At 61.9% G+C, this 15,501-nt stretch carries 15 protein-coding genes; 5 read left to right on the forward strand and 10 right to left on the reverse strand.

The window, feature by feature from the left end; all coding sequences use genetic code 11:
* The first annotated feature begins 66 nt into the window (after nucleotides 1-66).
* From ispH to rnhA, 3 genes are read left to right on the forward strand one after another with little or no spacing between them, the layout of a single operon-like run.
* Entirely contained in the window at nucleotides 67-1,038 is a 972-nt protein-coding gene (gene ispH / locus ASD83_RS08175; RefSeq protein WP_056309550.1) for a 4-hydroxy-3-methylbut-2-enyl diphosphate reductase, read from the forward strand.
* The gene (locus ASD83_RS08180) at nucleotides 1,035-1,556 is read left to right on the forward strand and encodes a GNAT family N-acetyltransferase (RefSeq protein ID WP_056309552.1); all 522 of its coding nucleotides are present in this window, start codon (nucleotides 1,035-1,037) and stop codon (nucleotides 1,554-1,556) included. Before ispH ends, ASD83_RS08180 begins: the two co-directional genes overlap by 4 nt.
* Nucleotides 1,549-2,022 carry a ribonuclease HI gene (gene rnhA, locus ASD83_RS08185; protein WP_056309554.1) on the forward strand — a complete coding sequence of 158 codons (474 nt, stop codon included), beginning with the start codon at nucleotides 1,549-1,551 and terminating at the stop codon, nucleotides 2,020-2,022. Before ASD83_RS08180 ends, rnhA begins: the two co-directional genes overlap by 8 nt.
* Before the next feature lie 164 nt (nucleotides 2,023-2,186).
* Here rnhA and ASD83_RS08190 read toward each other — a convergent pair whose 3' ends face one another.
* The 4 genes from ASD83_RS08190 to ASD83_RS08205 all read right to left on the reverse strand — a co-directional run bounded on the left by ASD83_RS08190 (nucleotide 2,187) and on the right by ASD83_RS08205 (nucleotide 7,922).
* Nucleotides 2,187-3,167, reverse strand: coding sequence for a DUF808 domain-containing protein (locus tag ASD83_RS08190; protein ID WP_056309556.1), 981 nt, complete (start codon nucleotides 3,165-3,167; stop codon nucleotides 2,187-2,189).
* Nucleotides 3,168-3,178: 11 nt separating this feature from the next.
* Nucleotides 3,179-5,203, reverse strand: coding sequence for a glycine--tRNA ligase subunit beta (gene glyS, locus ASD83_RS08195; protein ID WP_056310007.1), 2,025 nt, complete (start codon nucleotides 5,201-5,203; stop codon nucleotides 3,179-3,181).
* Between the two features lie 92 nt (nucleotides 5,204-5,295).
* Complete coding sequence (locus ASD83_RS08200; protein ID WP_056309558.1) at nucleotides 5,296-7,203, reverse strand: DUF2207 domain-containing protein; 1,908 nt, start codon at nucleotides 7,201-7,203, stop codon at nucleotides 5,296-5,298.
* A gap of 164 nt (nucleotides 7,204-7,367) precedes the next feature.
* Complete coding sequence (locus tag ASD83_RS08205; RefSeq protein WP_056309560.1) at nucleotides 7,368-7,922, reverse strand: LemA family protein; 555 nt, start codon at nucleotides 7,920-7,922, stop codon at nucleotides 7,368-7,370.
* A 303-nt stretch (nucleotides 7,923-8,225) separates the two neighbouring features.
* Between ASD83_RS08205 and rnk the strand changes: the two genes are divergently transcribed.
* Nucleotides 8,226-8,633 (forward strand): nucleoside diphosphate kinase regulator, encoded by a 408-nt coding sequence (rnk, locus tag ASD83_RS08210; protein ID WP_056309562.1) that lies wholly within the window; start codon nucleotides 8,226-8,228, stop codon nucleotides 8,631-8,633.
* A gap of 148 nt (nucleotides 8,634-8,781) precedes the next feature.
* On the opposite strand, the gene ASD83_RS08215 is transcribed toward rnk, so the two are convergent.
* From ASD83_RS08215 to ASD83_RS08230, 4 genes are all read right to left on the reverse strand, one after another.
* Nucleotides 8,782-9,705 carry a glycine--tRNA ligase subunit alpha gene (locus ASD83_RS08215; protein ID WP_082561022.1) on the reverse strand — a complete coding sequence of 308 codons (924 nt, stop codon included), beginning with the start codon at nucleotides 9,703-9,705 and terminating at the stop codon, nucleotides 8,782-8,784.
* Between the two features lie 87 nt (nucleotides 9,706-9,792).
* On the reverse strand, nucleotides 9,793-10,023 hold the full coding sequence (locus ASD83_RS08220) for a hypothetical protein (RefSeq protein WP_056309565.1): 231 nt from the start codon (nucleotides 10,021-10,023) through the stop codon (nucleotides 9,793-9,795).
* 12 nt (nucleotides 10,024-10,035) lie between these two features.
* Nucleotides 10,036-10,878, reverse strand: a complete 843-nt coding sequence (locus ASD83_RS08225) for a S49 family peptidase (RefSeq protein WP_056309567.1) — start codon at nucleotides 10,876-10,878, stop codon at nucleotides 10,036-10,038.
* A 45-nt stretch (nucleotides 10,879-10,923) separates the two neighbouring features.
* Entirely contained in the window at nucleotides 10,924-11,709 is a 786-nt protein-coding gene (locus tag ASD83_RS08230; RefSeq protein WP_082561023.1) for a tRNA1(Val) (adenine(37)-N6)-methyltransferase, read from the reverse strand.
* 89 nt (nucleotides 11,710-11,798) lie between these two features.
* Here ASD83_RS08230 and ASD83_RS08235 point away from each other — a divergent pair, with 89 nt between their 5' ends.
* The gene (locus ASD83_RS08235; RefSeq protein ID WP_056309571.1) at nucleotides 11,799-12,818 is read left to right on the forward strand and encodes a polyprenyl synthetase family protein; all 1,020 of its coding nucleotides are present in this window, start codon (nucleotides 11,799-11,801) and stop codon (nucleotides 12,816-12,818) included.
* On the opposite strand, the gene ASD83_RS08240 is transcribed toward ASD83_RS08235, so the two are convergent.
* Together ASD83_RS08240 and ASD83_RS08245 are read right to left on the reverse strand one after the other, a co-directional pair.
* A complete protein-coding gene (locus tag ASD83_RS08240) occupies nucleotides 12,819-13,694 on the reverse strand; it encodes a 4-(cytidine 5'-diphospho)-2-C-methyl-D-erythritol kinase (RefSeq protein WP_056309572.1) in 876 nt (291 codons plus the stop codon).
* Between the two features lie 9 nt (nucleotides 13,695-13,703).
* Complete coding sequence (locus ASD83_RS08245) at nucleotides 13,704-15,416, reverse strand: tetratricopeptide repeat protein (protein ID WP_056309574.1); 1,713 nt, start codon at nucleotides 15,414-15,416, stop codon at nucleotides 13,704-13,706.
* Nucleotides 15,417-15,501: the final 85 nt, after the last annotated feature.

Here is a 15,501-nt window from a genome sequence, read left to right on the forward strand (position 1 = left end):
CCTCAGGCTTCGGTGCGGCTGCAACAGCACTTGACTTGGCCCGACGCGGAAAGCATCTGATCTCTCATGGAAAAACGGCCACATCTCGATATTCTGTTATGCGCACCGCGCGGATTTTGCGCGGGCGTCGATCGCGCCATCCAGATCGTGGAGCTGGCGCTGCAGAAATACGGCGCTCCGGTCTATGTGCGCCATGCCATTGTGCATAATAAATATGTGGTGGAAGGCCTTAAGGCCAAGGGCGCCGTCTTCGTCGAAGAGCTCGACGAAATCCCCGAAACCGAGGCGCCCGTCGTCTTTTCCGCCCATGGCGTGCCCAAAAGCGTGCCGGCCGACGCCAAATCGCGAAACATGTTCTTCCTCGATGCCACCTGCCCGCTGGTCAGCAAGGTGCATGTGGAGGCCTCGCGCCATTTCGAGGAAGGCCACGAAATCGTGCTTATCGGCCATGCCGGTCACCCCGAAGTGATCGGCACCATGGGCCAGTTGCCCGCAGGCGCCGTCACGCTGATCGAGACGGTCGCCGATGCCAATGTCTTCACCCCGAAAAATCCGGAAACCCTGGCCTTCGTGACGCAGACGACGCTCAGCGTCGATGACACGCGCGAAATCGTCGCGGCGCTCCGCGCGCGCTTCCCGGCGATCAACGGGCCGCACAAGGAAGACATCTGCTACGCCACTACCAATCGCCAGGAATCGATCAAAGCCGTGGCCCCGCTGGTCGACGCGATGATCGTTGTCGGTTCGCCGCACTCGTCCAATTCGCAGCGCCTCGTCGAAGTGGCCCTGCGCAGCGGCTGCAAGGTCGCGACCCTCGTTGATCGCGCCAGCGAGATCGACTGGTCGCTTTATGGCGATATAAGAACTCTCGGCGTCAGCGCCGGCGCCTCGGCACCCGAAAGCCTGGTCGAAGAGGTGATCGACGCCTTTGCCGCGCGCTATGAGGTTGCGGTCGAAACCAAGACCACGGCGGAAGAGAACATCGCCTTCAACATCCCCAAAGTGCTGCGCAATCTCGAAGTGGCCTCGGGGCGATGATCGATCTCTTCGAGACCGAGCGCCTTGTCCTGTCGGGCTGGCGCCAAGATCAGCTTGATGATCTCATGGCGCTGCATGGCAATCCCAACATTTCCCGCTATCTCAGCGTTTCGGGAGCGCCCTGGACGCGCGAACAGGCAGCATCCGCCCTGTCGCACTGGATCGAGCTTTTTGAAAAGCACCAGTTCGGCAAGCTGCGGCTTCGCCGGAAATTCGATGGGGCCTTTGTCGGCAGGGCCGGTTTCGGCATTTATCCCCCTACTGGTGAACCCGAGATAGGCTATGCGCTCCTCGAAGAACATCATGGGCAAGGCTATGCGAAAGAAGCGGCGGCGGGATTGCGAGACTGGTTCTTCGCCAAGAACAAGGGCGAGCATTTCATCGGCATGGCCGACGTCCGCAACGCTCCCTCCCTTGCCATCCTCGGCAAGATCGGGATGCAAAGGACCCATGTCGCAACCGACCATGTCGGCATCACCTGCCAGTTTCATGTCTTGAGGCGCCCCAGCAATGTCTGAGCCGGTCATCATCCACACCGACGGCGCCTGTTCGGGCAATCCCGGCCCCGGCGGCTGGGGCGCCATTCTGCAATTTGGCCAGCACCGCAAGGAATTGAAGGGCGGCGAAGCGCTGACGACGAACAACAAGATGGAGCTGACCGCGGCCATCGAGGCGCTCAACGCCCTCTCCCGGCCCTGCACAGTCGAAATCCATACCGACAGCCAATATGTGAAAAACGGCGTCCAGAGCTGGATCCACGGCTGGAAGAAAAACGGCTGGCGCACCGCCGACAAAAAGCCGGTGAAAAACGTCGAACTCTGGCAGGCGCTCGATGAAGCCACGAGGCGCCACGACATTTCCTGGCACTGGGTCAAAGGCCACGCCGGCGACGAGCTTAACGAGCGCGCCGACGAACTCGCCCGCGAAGGCATGGCCCCCTTCAAGCAGAAAAAGGCGCCCGAAAGCTTCGCACCGCCTTTTTGAGCTGTTTCGCTGCTCCCCAGTAGTCCTCATGGTGAGGTGCGCCGCAGAGCGGCGCCTCGAACCACGAGGGCGTGGCACTACAGCATCGGGACATGCCCTCGCCCTTCGAGGCTCGCCTTCGGCCAGCGCCTCAGGATGAGGACTACTGTACCAACGGCAGCGCCCTAAGCCCGCTTCGGCAACACGCCCTTGATCGCCTTCAAGCCCGGCGCGATCACATATCCCGCCACCGGGATCAGCAACGCGCCGAGGACCAGGCCAAAGAAGAAATCGACGAATGCCGTGGCAAACCATCCGGCCACGGCTGCAATGGCCGGAAACGTATGTTCCGCCCAATGCGCCGCCGTTTCGATGACCACTTCCGGCCCGTTGAGCCCGAACTCGTAAAGCCCATGGGCCACGATCGACCCACCGACCCAGGTCATCGCGGCGGTGCCGATAACGCTCAGTACCTGCATAAAATAGGGCATGCCGACGACGAGCCCACGCCCAAAACCACGACCCACCGGCGTGCGGCCATTGCGGGCCATGAACACGCCAAAATCGTCGCCTTTGACGATCAGCGCCACCGCGCCATAGACGGCGACCGTGATGCCAATGCCGGCCAGTGCCAGAATGGCCGCGCGCGTCCAGAAATCGGGCACTTCGATGGCCGCGAGGATGATGGTCATGATCTCGGCCGAGAGGATAAAATCGGTCTGGATGGCGCCGGCAACCTTGCTGTCCTCAAGGCTCTGCGGATTGAGCGCAGCCGGTTCGAGCCCCGCTTCATGATGCTCCGCCTGATGCGGGGCGAACATATGAAAGACTTTTTCGGCGCCCTCGTAGCACAGATAGGCGCCGCCGATCATCAAGAGCGGCGTAATCAGCCAGGGCGCGAAAAAGCTCAGCAGCAATGCCGCCGGAAGCAAGAACAACAGCTTGTTCTTGACCGAGCCCCACGCGATCTTGCCGACGATCGGCAATTCGCGATCGGCAGAAAAACCCTGAACATAGTTCGGGGTCACCGCCGCATCGTCAATAACGGCGCCCGCCGCCTTGACGCCGGCCTTGGCGGCCTGCCCGGCGACGTCATCGAGTGACGCGGCCGCGACCTTGACGAGGCCGGCCACATCATCAAGCAAAGCAAGAAGGCCGACACTCATCTTTTGGTCCTTTATCCCGCGACTTTACCGAAATCGGCGACGAGGCGCATGGTATCGCGCAGACGCGCCAGAAGGTTGAGGCGATTGGTGCGCACGGCCGGATCGGCATCGTTGACGAGCACGGCCGTAAAGAACGCATCGACCGGCGCGCGCAGCGTCGCCAATTCGCCCATGGCGCCCTTGTAGTCATCCCTGGCGACATGGCTGGCGACGGACGCATGAACGGCATCGACGGCAAAGGCCAGCGCCTCCTCTTCCGGCAGCTTCAGCGCCGTCTGATCGACCGCACCGGCATAGGATTTTCCGTCCTTCTTCTCCTCGGCTGCCAGGATATTGGCAGCGCGGCGATAGCCGGCGAGAAGGTTCTTGCCGTCGTCGCTGGAGAGAAGGCTCGAAAGTGCCTCGGCACGCTGCGTGATCTGCAGGATGTCGTCGCTGTCGGCAGAAATAACCGCATCGACAAGATCATGCCGCGCCCCCGCATCACGCAGCGACACTTTTAGGCGGTCATGGAAGAAGGCGAGGAGATCGGCATCGACCTTAAGCGGGAATTTCAGCCCGTTTTCGGTGATGATGCGAATGACACCCAGAGCGGCGCGGCGCAGCGCGAAGGGGTCTCTTGAACCGGTGGGCTTTTCGTCGATCGACCAGAAGCTGGACAGCACATTGAGCTTGTCCGCCAAGGCAACAACAATCGAAACCGGCTCGGTCGGCACGCGATCCGAAGGGCCGAGGGGCTTGTAGTGCATTTCGAGCGCATTGGCGATTTCGGCCGGCTCGCCCTGCGCGGTCGCATAGTAGCGCCCCATCAGGCCCTGCAATTCAGGGAATTCGCCGACCATGCCGGTGACCAGATCGGCCTTGGCGAGCATGGCCGCGCGCTTGGTCTTGTCGACATCTGCGCCCACAAGCGGGGCGATTTCAGCCGCGAGCTTCACCAGCCGTTCCACCATAGCGAACTGCGTGCCGAGCTTGGCGTGGAACACCATGTCTTCGAGTTTTGGCAGACCATGCTCAAGCGGAATGGCGAGGTCGCCCTGATAGAAGAAGGCCGCATCGCTCAGGCGTGCGCGGATGACGCGCTCATTGCCTGCGATAACAACCGCGCCGCCATCGGACGGAATGGTATTGGCGGTGATGATGAAATTGGGCGCCAGTTTTCCCGCTGCGTCGCGCAGGCAAAAACACTTCTGGTTGGCGCGGATGGTGGCGATGATGACTTCTTCGGGGAGTTTCAGGAATTCGGGATCGAACGACCCCATCATCACATTGGGCCACTCAACAAGACCGGCCACTTCCTCAAGCAGCCCCTCGTCCTGAATGACGGTCAGCCCCTGCGCAAACGCGAGTTGATCGGCATCGCCGCGAATGATGTCCTTGCGCCGGTCGATATCGAGCACGACCTTGGCGCGTTCGAGCGCGGTCACATAGTCATCGAAACGCTTTACGCGGATCGCGCCGGGCGCGAGGAAACGATGGCCAAACGTCGTCTGCCCGGCTTCGATCTGGTTGGATGCAAAAGGGATGACAACCGGCTCGTCGTTCTCGGTGCCAAAGGTCGCGGTGATGGCGCGCAGCGGGCGCACCCAGCTGAAATTGCCCGTGCCCCAGCGCATCGATTTTGCCCAGGGGAAATCGGTCAGAATTTTCGGCAGGATGCCCGAGAGCAGTTCCACCGCATCGGCGCCCGGCTTGTTGATCACCGCGACATAAAAATCGCCCTTCTTGGGATCGCTCTCGACCTTGGCTTCGTCGAGCGCAGAAAGCCCGGCCGAGCGCAAAAACCCGTCCACGGCCTGCTGCGGCGCGCCGACCTTGGGGCCCTTCTTTTCCTCGCGCGTATCGGGCGAGCGCACCGGCAGGCCCGATACGGTCAGCGCCAGGCGGCGCGGCGTCGCAAAGGCGCGGGCGCCCTCATAGACGAGACCCGCATCGACCAGGGCATTGGTCACGGCTTTCTTGAGGTCTTCGGCCGCGCGGCGCTGGAAGCGGGCGGGGATTTCCTCGGAGAAGAGTTCGAGCAGGAGTTCGGGCATGAAGGGCAACCGGAGTTCGAAGGCGTAGGGGTGATTAGCGTGGCGCGGCGGGCCTGTCCACATGGACGAGGCAGGAGAGCGGAAGAATTGGCTTACCAGCCACCACCTCCGCCACCGCCGCCCCCACCACCGGAAAAGCCGCCACCGCCACTACTGGAGCCGGACGAACTGGCCTGCACCGGCTGCGCGGCGATCATGGCAGCCGCCATGCCGGACGAAGCGCCCGCAATGGCATTGGTCAGCGAGCCCGATGAAAAGCCCCCTCGTGGCCCATAATACCAGCCCGGCGAATAGCCTTGACCGGCATCAGCAACCGCATTGCGCGCCAATTCGCCTTCAAAATGCTCAGACCAGGGCTTTTCGACCCCGAGCGCAATGGCATAGGGCAAAATCCGTTCGAACCGATCCACCGTCATGGGCGGCTCGTTGCTGATATTGAGCCGGTTCTTTTCCGCGGTGTCGAGATAGAGTTTGAACCCATCGATCTCGTCCATCACCTTGCGGCCCTGCACCGTCGGCGCCCGCATCAAAACCGCAAAGATGGCTGTTATCAGCACCATCGACCCGGCGGCGAGCGCGGCAGAATTGATGGTGAGGCTTGAAAACGTCTCGATCATGCCACCGACGAAATTGAACGCAAAAATGCCGACGATCAAACCGGTCAGATAGCGCTGCCATCCGCCGGTGCGCAGCGCGTTGAACACGATCGAGCCGATAACCGCTGCAAAAATGCCGCCCACAAACGCGACGACGAGCCAGACAGGCTCCAGCACGTCGAGCGCCACCATGCCGATCAGCGCCAGGATCATCAGCACAACGCCGAGCACGGCAAAGCCGGTATTGTGGTTGAACCAGACATTGCGGTTTTCCCGCTGCAATGCGGCCATGAACTCGTTGCGCTTGGTCGCCAGCCCCGGCCCGCTCGATTTATCGACCGTAACACTGCCCTTGTCGGCAAAGTAGCGAAACAGCACTTCCTCGCCCGCGGGGAGGCGGCCATCGGGCTCTTTCCCCGTCACCTTGACGGTCAACGCGTCTTCGGAATTGTCGATGGTCACAAGGCCACGCACGCCGAGATTGAAAATCGCTGCGGTCATCGCAGTCCAGCCGGAATTGGCAAAACCCCATTTGTGCACATAGTGCGTCAGGGCCGGCGAGAAGTCCTTGGGCGGATGAAAGAGCGGGATGATCGTGCCCTTGGGCGGATCACGTCCCACCCGCCACCAGGCGCCAAAACTATAGGCAAGCAGCAGCAGCACGGCGACGACCGGCAGCCAGACCTCGCGCAGGTCCGACGCCTCCTGTAAGAGTGCATCAACACCCTGCGGATATTGGATCACGCCCTTCTGGAAGGATACGGCAAAGCTCATCCCCTCCCCCGCGCCGAGCGCGCGCTGGGTGCGGAAGGTGGCTTGGCTGTCCGAATTGCGGGTGATGGTCACCGCCTGCTCGGTGGACCCGGCAACGCCGGTATAAGCCGAGAGATCGGAGATCACCGCACCATCAGGCAATGTCACCCGCGCGACTGATTTCAGGATCGGAAAATCCCAGTAGTTCCCGGTGGCGTTCCAATAGAGCTCGTCATGATCGGCAAAGCTCCGCGCCATCCGGTCCATCACATAGGTGATGACATAGCGATGCTCGCCGATCGTCAGCAGGCGATCGGAATCGCCGATCCAGATGCGCTGGAAATTGCCCATGCGCTCGACCCGAAAAGTCTCGGCGACGTCATCGCGGGTCACCCCTTCGACATCGAGCCCGACCCGGATCTTGTTGCCCGAGGGCCCGAGCAGAACGATGGGAATGTCGCGATAGATGCCGCGCCGGATCTGGTTCCCCTCGGCGCGCACATCGACTGTCTCGACCACATGCACCGCGCCATCCGCGCGCAGCGTCACATCCGCGGCAAAAGCGCGAATCTCCTCCCGCGCTGCCGCCGGCAGAGCCAAAGCCAGCGCGAGGACGAGCGCAAAAAACAGTCTGCCGAGGGCGTTCGTCATGCTTCAATCACTTCGCACTTTGCCTGAAACAATCCACGTCGTCCCACACACCGGCTGTCATCCCGGCGAAGGCCGGGACCCATCCTGAGATCTCGAGATGGGCCCCGGCCTTCGCCGGGGTGACAATCGAGTTCACGGACGGTCTATCTGAACAATGAAGCAATTTAGAATTTTACGCTGGGAACCTGCCGGTCGGCTTCGTTCTCGAGCTCAAAGTACTGCGCCTTGATGAACTTGAAGGCATTGGCGATCAGGTTCGATGGGAAGGATTCCACCTGAACGTTGAGGTTCCGCACCGCGCCATTATAGTAGCGCCGCGACATCTGGATTTCGTCTTCCACGGTTTGCAGCGCCGTCTGGAATTCGAGGAAATTGGTATTGGCCTTGAGATCGGGATAGGCCTCCGCCGTCGCGATCAGGCGCCCCAGCGCCGACGACAGCTGGCCTTCGGCCGCAGCGCGCTGTTCCGGCGTCCCATTGGCAGCGGAGGTCGCCGCGGCGCGGGCATTGGTGACGGCTTCGAGCGTTTCGCGCTCGTGGGTCATATAGCCCTTCACCGTTTCAAGTAGGTTTGGAATGAGATCGGTGCGGCGCTTCAATTGCACATCGATGCCCGACCAGCCTTCCTCGACCATCTGCCGGTTTTTCACCAGTCCATTGTAGATCGTGATGGCATAGCCGGCGGCGCCGACCACCAGCGCAAGAATGACCCATTCCATAGCAGCGTCCCTCAAAGCATTTGGGCCGGACACTGGCAGTTTGCTCAATACCTTGCAATGGGCGCAGCGAGCCGGGCTTGACTTCCCCGGCGCAATCCCTAGCTTTAAGGACATGAACAGTTCGCGCCCAAGCCATTGCTGCACCATCCTCCTCGCAGGATAGATTCCCTAGGCATGCGCGCGCCGGAGCCTGCTTAGGGTTTCAGGCACTTTCGCCACCCGGCTCCCCCAGTTCACCTCACATTCAAGACCGCTCCATCCGCTGCGCATTTGCGCGGCCCGGAGCCATTAGGATTTTCTAAAATGAACGAAATTCGCAGGGACCTTGCGCCCGCTATCACGCTCGGCCGCGCGGACCACACAAAACTCAACGCCCTCGCCATGGCCGGCCTTGAGCGTATGCCCGATCTTGCCGACCGCCTGCTCGAAGAGCTTGAGCGCGCCAAGGTCGTCGCCGATGAAAAACTGCCCGAAGGCGTCGTGCGCATGGGCTCGTCGATCACCTATGTCACCAATGAGGGCAAGGAACAGACCGTCACGCTGGTATATCCCGCAGACGCCGATATCGAAGCCGGCCGCGTATCCGTGATGACACCGATCGGCACCGCCCTTGTCGGGCTCAAGGCCGGCCAGTCCATCACCTGGCGCGACCGCGCCGACCGGCGCCACAAGCTGACGGTAGTTTCAGTGCTGGCGCCGCAGGTAGCGTAAAATCAAAGGCGCTGCGATATTTCGCAACGCCTCCAAAAACACCTTCTGTCATCCCGGCGAAGGCCGGGACCCATCTTGAGATCTCAGGATGGACCCAGGCCTTCGCCGGGGTGACATCGAGTTTGAATTGAATGAAGTGGGATAAACCCTACTCCGCGCCGCCGCCCGAGGTCTGCAACCACGCTTCGCCGCAGGCCTTGGCCAGTTCGCGAATGCGCAGGATATAGCTCTGCCGCTCGGTGACCGAGATCACGCCGCGCGCATCGAGCATGTTAAAATTGTGCGAGGCTTTGACGACCTGCTCATAGGCCGGAATGGCCATGGTCTGGCGATTGCCCTCGGCGCCCTTGGCGAGAATGGCGCGGCATTCCTTTTCCGCGTCCTCGAAGTGGCGGAAGAGGATTTCGGTGTCGGACGCTTCGAAATTGTACTTCGACTGTTCCTGCTCGTTCTGCAGGAACACATCACCATAGGTGACCTTTTCATCGCCCTCACGGCCGTTGAAATTGAGGTCGTAGACGTTTTCGACGCCCTGCACATACATGGCGAGGCGTTCGAGCCCATAGGTGATTTCGCCCGGCACCGGGGAGCATTCAAAGCCCGCAACCTGCTGGAAATAAGTGAACTGGGACACTTCCATCCCGTCGCACCAGCATTCCCAGCCAAGGCCCCAGGCGCCCAGTGTCGGGCTTTCCCAGTCGTCTTCGACAAAACGAATGTCGTGCAGCGCCTGATCAAGGCCGATGGCGGCCAGCGAGTCGAGATAGAGCTGCTGGATATTGTCCGGCGACGGTTTGAGGATCACCTGGAACTGATAATAGTGTTGCAGCCGGTTAGGGTTTTCGCCATAGCGCCCGTCCTTGGGGCGGCGCGAAGGCTGCACATAGGCGGCCTTCCATGGCTTTGGTCCCAGCGCGCGCAGCGTCGTCGCGGTGTGGAACGTACCGGCGCCCATCTGCATGTCATAGGGCTGCAGAATGACACAACCCTGCTCAGCCCAGAAATTCTGCAGCGTCAGGATCAGACCCTGGAAGGAATTCTTCGGGTCCATGTGGGCGGGGCGAGAGGTCATCGGGCAAGGGTCCGGCAGGAATAAGCGGGCGGACCGTATTCGCCAGACCCTTTGCGGTCAACGGGTTGCCGCAGCGCAGGCGTGGATTCAGCTGCGCTTGTCGTCTTTCCGCCCATTGGGCCGGAACGTGCCATCGTCACCGCGCTTGAGATCGATGACATCGGGCCGCTGACGCTCGGCCAGATCGCGCTCATGGCGCAGGCGCTTTTCCTCTTCCGCGTCCTTGTCGAACTTCTGCGTCCAGTCCTTCCAGATGCGGCGAATGCCGAAATAGACCATCAGCGCGAGTACGGTGAATATCAGGATGCGCAGCAGCATGGCGGTCTCTGTCTATAGGCCCAGGCGCGCCCAAAGCGCGCGATCGTCGATTGTGGTCGTCACATCGTCTACCATGTTCGCGGCCGAAAAGCCGAGACGCGGTAGCGCAAAGAACGGCCGCTTAGCCGCAATGGGTTTGAGCACGATATCGCGACCATAGCGTTCGCGGAGGGTCGCATGCAGCTCGCCGATACTGTCGACCAGGCCCAGTTCGACGCCGCGCAGGCCCGGCCACCATTCGCCGGTGAACAGGGTATCGTCATCGGCCTTGAGTTTGCCGACCCGATGGCGCTTCACGTGGTCGATAAAAACCTGATGAATATCGAGTTCGAACCGCTTGATGCGCTCCACGTCCTCGCTCTTTTCGGGGAGGAAAGGATCGAGCGTCGATTTGTTGCGCCCCGCGGTATGCACGCGCCGCTCCACCCCGAGCTTTTCCAATGCTCCGACAAAGCCAAACGTCGCCATGATGACGCCGATAGAGCCGACGATCGAAGAAGGGTCAACGATGATCTCGTCGCCCGCCACCGCAATGAAATAGCCGCCTGACGCCGCCGCATCCTCGACAAAGACCAGCACAGGCTTGCCCGTTTCGTCGGCCAATTGCCTTATGCGATTGGAAATCAGCCGGCTCTGCACCGGCGAACCACCGGGCGAATTAACGACAATGGCCACGGCCGGCGCTGCGCGCATGTCGAAGGCGCGTTTGAGCAGCGGCTCGACGGATTCGATATTGAGACGGCCCGGACGCAGCTCGGCGGCAATGACGCCATGGAGGCGAACGACCGGAATGGTGGTGGGACGGCGAAACAAACGGACGAACCAGTTCGGCTTGCGGGCAGATGTTCCAGCCATGTCCTCTCCTTGATTTCCCAGTGATTTAGGCATGGCTGGCGGCAATTACCAGTCGAGCACGGCTGTCCCGCGAAAAACCGCCTCGAATTCGGGCTGGTATTCCCGCCCCGTCGCGCCATGAAGCGCCCTGCTGGCCAACAATGTCAGCGGCACCCGTGACCCCTTCACCCCGCGCACCAAAAGACGCGTGACGTTTTCGCCGGGACGCGGGGAGATCGGCAAAACGGTGAGCGCACCGAATCGCGGCGCAAGCGCTGCAAGCAGCGGCACCATGCCCCGTGCGGGATAGATGATGGTAAAAACGCCATCGCCCGCCGCACAACCCGCCGCGCAGCGCACCCAGGCATCAAGGCTATCTTCGGCCATGTGCCGGGCATCTGCCTTGCTGGCCTCGGGCGCCAGCGTTCCCTGCCCGGCTTCGAAATAGGGCGGGTTGGCGATCACCGCCTCATAGTGATTGCTTTTAAGCCCCGCCGCAGTCCGCGCCGCCGGGCGGTCAAGAATATCGAGAGCCAGTACGTCGGCCCGCGTTTCAAAGCCGTTTTCGACGATGTTCTGGCGCGCCAGATCGAGCGTTTCCGCGTGCCGCTCCAAAAGCGTCGCCGTCTCCGCCCGCCCCAAAGCCAGCGCCGCGAGGGACGCCGTGCCCACCCCGGCTCCAAGATCGAGCAGGTTTTTCGTGCCCGCCCGCACGGCGGCCCCGAGGAGAACGCTGTCCGACCCGGCGCGAAAGCCGTGGCGTGGTTGCGACAGAGTGATCCGGCCCGCCAAAAAGGCATCGCGCGTTGTGGTTTGGTGTTTTACAAAGTCAGTTGGCTGGTCTAGGGACATCGCACCCTGAAAGCTGGTTCTGCGCGAGTTTACATGCGCTGATATGGCGGGCTCAACCGATTTGCCGCCGGTGGCAAACGAGGACGGTAATGGCGGTCTCAGTTCTGACCCAAAAGAAAAACATGCCGACAGGCAATCCGGTCGACAAACTGCTTGTGGCGACCGCCGACGACATGGCCAAGGTCAATACACTGATCCTGAGCCGTGCGGAATCGCATGTCGAAATGGTCCCCGAACTTGCCCGCTATCTCATCGAGAGCGGCGGCAAGCGTCTGCGCCCCATGCTCACCGTTGCCGCCGCCCTGCTTTTTGGCAAGGGCGAAGGCAATGAAGTCAATTTCGCCGCCGCCGTTGAATTCATGCACAATGCCACCCTCTTGCACGACGATGTCGTCGACGAGAGCGACATGCGCCGCGGCAAGCCGGCCGCCCGCATGGTCTGGGGCAACAAAGCCTCCATCCTTGTCGGCGATTTTCTTCTCGGCCAAGCCTTCATGATGATGGTCGAAACCGGCGATATCGGTTCGCTCGGCGTCCTCTCGGCCGCTTCTGCGGTCATGGCCGAAGGCGAAGTGTTCCAGCTCGCCAAGACCGGCGACCTCACCACCACCGAAGCCGATTACGCCGAAGTGATCCGCGCCAAGACCGCAGTCCTCTTCAAGGCGGCCTGCGAAGTGGGCGCCATTTCGGGCGGCGCCGATGCAGAAGGCCGCGCGGCTCTCGCGCAATATGGCCTTGAACTGGGCAATGCCTTCCAACTGGTCGACGATGCGCTCGATTATGGTGGGCAGTCCGGCGCTCTCGGCAAGAATGTCGGCGACGATCTGCGCGAAGGCAAGATGACCCTGCCGGTGATCCTGGCCCTTGCCGAAGGCAGCGAAGCCGAACGCGCCATCATCGCCGGCGCCCTCGGCAAGGTCGATGCATCAGACCTCGAAGTCAGCCAGGTCGTCGCGATCTTCAATCGCCACAACACGCTTGGCCGCACGCTCGACAAGGCCCGCGCCCATGCCGCCGCAGCAGTGGACGCACTAGCGGGCCTCCCGGAGAGCGAGATGAAGACCATCCTCGCCGAAGTCGTCATGCACAGCGTCAGCCGCGCGTCCTAGTCACGGCACGATCAGCGGCGCCGCGGCGACCCAGTGATCGGGATTGCGCTCGCGCATGACCTGCGCCGCCTGATGCGCCTGGCCTTCCGACCCGAAGAGGCCAAACACCGTCGCCCCCGAACCCGACATACGCGACAGGATACACCCCTGCGTCTCAGCCAAATCGTCAACGATATAGCCGATCTCCGGCACCAGTTTCACCGCCGGTGGCTGCAGGTCGTTGCGCGTTTCGGCCAGCCACAGACCGAGTTGCGCCGGCCGCGTCAGCGGTTCGGGCAAGGCCGGCATCGGATAATTGTCGTGCGCCCTGAGGCGCCGGAACACATCGGCCGTCGCCACCGGCACCAGCGGATTGACCAGCACCACATAAGAATTGGGAAAGGCCGGTAGCGGCGAGAGAATTTCGCCAACGCCCCGCGCCACCAGCGGCCGGCTCATGAGGCAGGCCGGAACATCGGCACCGAGCGTCGCCGCAAGATCCGCCAGTTCGCCAAACGGCACTGGCGCGCTCGCCATGCGCACGAGGATGCGCAAGGCCGCCGCCGCATCGGCCGAACCGCCGCCGATCCCCGCCGCAACCGGCAGGCGCTTGACCAGATGCATGCTGAGCCCCTCGGGCACCAAACCCGGCCAGCGCTGACGAAAGGCGCCAACCGCCCGCATCACCAGATTGGTGCCGCCCGTTCCAAGCGCTCCCGCAAAAGGTCCTGAAATTTCGAGACTATCGGCGGATGCCGCTACGGCCTGCAACTCGTCCGCCACATCGGCAAAAACGATCAGGCTTTCGAGGTCGTGATAGCCGTCCTCGCGACGACGCGTGACATGCAGCGCCAGGTTGATCTTGGCTGGCGCTGCTTCGACAAAAACTTCCGTCATGCTGGCGGACTATTCCGTCGCGGTTGCCGGGGTCAGGCCATCGACAAGTTTGGGGCCGACGCGTTGGGCAACATTGCCCACTTCATCGACCGATTTAGCGACCTTCCACTGGAACTGGGCTTCGAGATGCCGCCCGGCCTTCCAATAGGCGTCGCCCAAGTGATCGTTGATCTCGGCATCGTTGGGCCGCAGCATCACGGCGCGTTCGAGCGTCTCGACCGCCTCGTCGATACGGTCAAGCTTGTAAAAAGCCCAACCAAGCGAATCAACGACATAGCCATCTTGCGGCTGCGCCTCGACGGCCTTCTCGATCATCCCGAGGGCTTCATCGAGGTTCATGTCCATGTCGATCCAGGAATAGCCGAGATAATTGAGCACCGAGGGCTGATCGGGATTGAGCTTGAGCGCCTTGAGGAAATCGGCCTCCGCCTGCGGCCAGTGCTTGGCGCGTTCATTGGCAATGCCGCGCACATAGTAGAAGCGCCAGTCGGCCGGTGCTTCGCCACCGGTGATCTCGAGCGCCTTGGTATAGGCCTCGGCCGCGTCCTCATATTGCTCGTCATAGCGCAGCAAATCGCCCAGCACCGAAACGGCGTCGAGATCGCCGGGGCGCGTGGCAACGATATTGCGCAGCCGCCGCAGCGCCTCGGCACGATCGCCCATGGCATCGAGATTTTGCGCAACGCGCACAACCGCCGTCGGCTTCATGGGCGAGGATGACGGCACGGCATCATAGATGGCATTGGCCGCGTCATGCTGGCCTTCGGAATCGAGCAGGAGACCGGCGGCAAGGCCGATGACATCGGCATTGGGATCGAGATAGTGCCCGAGGCGCAGGAAGACCAGCGCCAGGTCCTTGCTGCCATCGCGCGACAGCGCGACGCCAATGCCATGGAACATTTCAGCGGCGCCCAACTGCACATTGGTCGCAAAAACGCCCGGACGGCGCTTGGCTTCGACGGCTTCCTTGACGACGGTGACGAGCGGATGGGTGAGGCCCTGATCCTCAAAGGTGGCGATCACTTCGGCCGCTTCATCGAACCGGCCATCATTGGCCAGCATGCGGGCATAGACTTCCACCATGCGCGCGACATAGGGCTCGTTCTCAAACGCCTTGGCGGCAAGCTCCAGCGCTTTTTCCTTCTTCCCGGCAATCTCGGCCATCAGCGCCCGGTGGAAAACCAGGAAATCCTCAAGCCCGGTATCACCGAGCTTGGCCAGGATCGCATCCGCCTCATCGTAGCGCTTCTCGCCCACCATCGCCCAGGCGCGCAGAATGCTCGCCGTAATGCCGGTAAAAGTGTCCTGCGAAATTGTTTCGAGCGCAGTGCCCGCCGCACTGTAGCGGCGCTCTTTGAGCGCCTCGGTGGCGATCACCAGTTCGGCAAGCTCGTTCTGGCCCACGAGTTCCTTGAGCCGCTTGGCGACCTGGGCCGATTGCCCGATCTGCCCATTGGCGGCAAAGGCAATGAAAGAGCGCTCGACCAGCACCGGATTGTCCCAGTCGCTCTGCGCCGCCTGGTTGAAATAGCGGGCGGCCTCGCCGGTGCGCAATTCTTCGAGGGCCTGGCGCCCGGCGAGATAGGAGCCGGTTGCGCTGGGCTTGAACAGCTGCATCATGTCGAGCAGATTGGTGGCGCTCTTCTGAGCCGAAGCCGTGGGCACCAAAGCCAGTGCGATAACAGTCGCCAGAATGGGCAGGGCCAGTCGGTTCGAAAGCATGGTCACGTTGCAGAATTCTCCCAGAGCATGTCTCCCGAAAGTGGGCGCCGGTTTCGGGGCAAAGACATGCGAAAAACAAACGCCG

The organism is Devosia sp. Root685 (assembly GCF_001427875.1).
Lineage (GTDB): Bacteria > Pseudomonadota > Alphaproteobacteria > Rhizobiales > Devosiaceae > Devosia.

What these genes read in the sequence shown, in the direction of transcription:
- ispH (WP_056309550.1), top strand. Translation starts at nt 67, where the DNA reads ATGGAAAAACGGCCACATCTCGATATTCTGTTATGCGCACCGCGCGGA.
- ASD83_RS08180 (WP_056309552.1), top strand. Translation starts at nt 1,035, where the DNA reads ATGATCGATCTCTTCGAGACCGAGCGCCTTGTCCTGTCGGGCTGGCGC.
- rnhA (WP_056309554.1), top strand. Translation starts at nt 1,549, where the DNA reads ATGTCTGAGCCGGTCATCATCCACACCGACGGCGCCTGTTCGGGCAAT.
- ASD83_RS08190 (WP_056309556.1), bottom strand. Translation starts at nt 3,167, where the DNA reads ATGAGTGTCGGCCTTCTTGCTTTGCTTGATGATGTGGCCGGCCTCGTC.
- glyS (WP_056310007.1), bottom strand. Translation starts at nt 5,203, where the DNA reads ATGCCCGAACTCCTGCTCGAACTCTTCTCCGAGGAAATCCCCGCCCGC.
- ASD83_RS08200 (WP_056309558.1), bottom strand. Translation starts at nt 7,203, where the DNA reads ATGACGAACGCCCTCGGCAGACTGTTTTTTGCGCTCGTCCTCGCGCTG.
- ASD83_RS08205 (WP_056309560.1), bottom strand. Translation starts at nt 7,922, where the DNA reads ATGGAATGGGTCATTCTTGCGCTGGTGGTCGGCGCCGCCGGCTATGCC.
- rnk (WP_056309562.1), top strand. Translation starts at nt 8,226, where the DNA reads ATGAACGAAATTCGCAGGGACCTTGCGCCCGCTATCACGCTCGGCCGC.
- ASD83_RS08215 (WP_082561022.1), bottom strand. Translation starts at nt 9,705, where the DNA reads ATGACCTCTCGCCCCGCCCACATGGACCCGAAGAATTCCTTCCAGGGT.
- ASD83_RS08220 (WP_056309565.1), bottom strand. Translation starts at nt 10,023, where the DNA reads ATGCTGCTGCGCATCCTGATATTCACCGTACTCGCGCTGATGGTCTAT.
- ASD83_RS08225 (WP_056309567.1), bottom strand. Translation starts at nt 10,878, where the DNA reads ATGGCTGGAACATCTGCCCGCAAGCCGAACTGGTTCGTCCGTTTGTTT.
- ASD83_RS08230 (WP_082561023.1), bottom strand. Translation starts at nt 11,709, where the DNA reads ATGTCCCTAGACCAGCCAACTGACTTTGTAAAACACCAAACCACAACG.
- ASD83_RS08235 (WP_056309571.1), top strand. Translation starts at nt 11,799, where the DNA reads ATGGCGGTCTCAGTTCTGACCCAAAAGAAAAACATGCCGACAGGCAAT.
- ASD83_RS08240 (WP_056309572.1), bottom strand. Translation starts at nt 13,694, where the DNA reads ATGACGGAAGTTTTTGTCGAAGCAGCGCCAGCCAAGATCAACCTGGCG.
- ASD83_RS08245 (WP_056309574.1), bottom strand. Translation starts at nt 15,416, where the DNA reads ATGCTTTCGAACCGACTGGCCCTGCCCATTCTGGCGACTGTTATCGCA.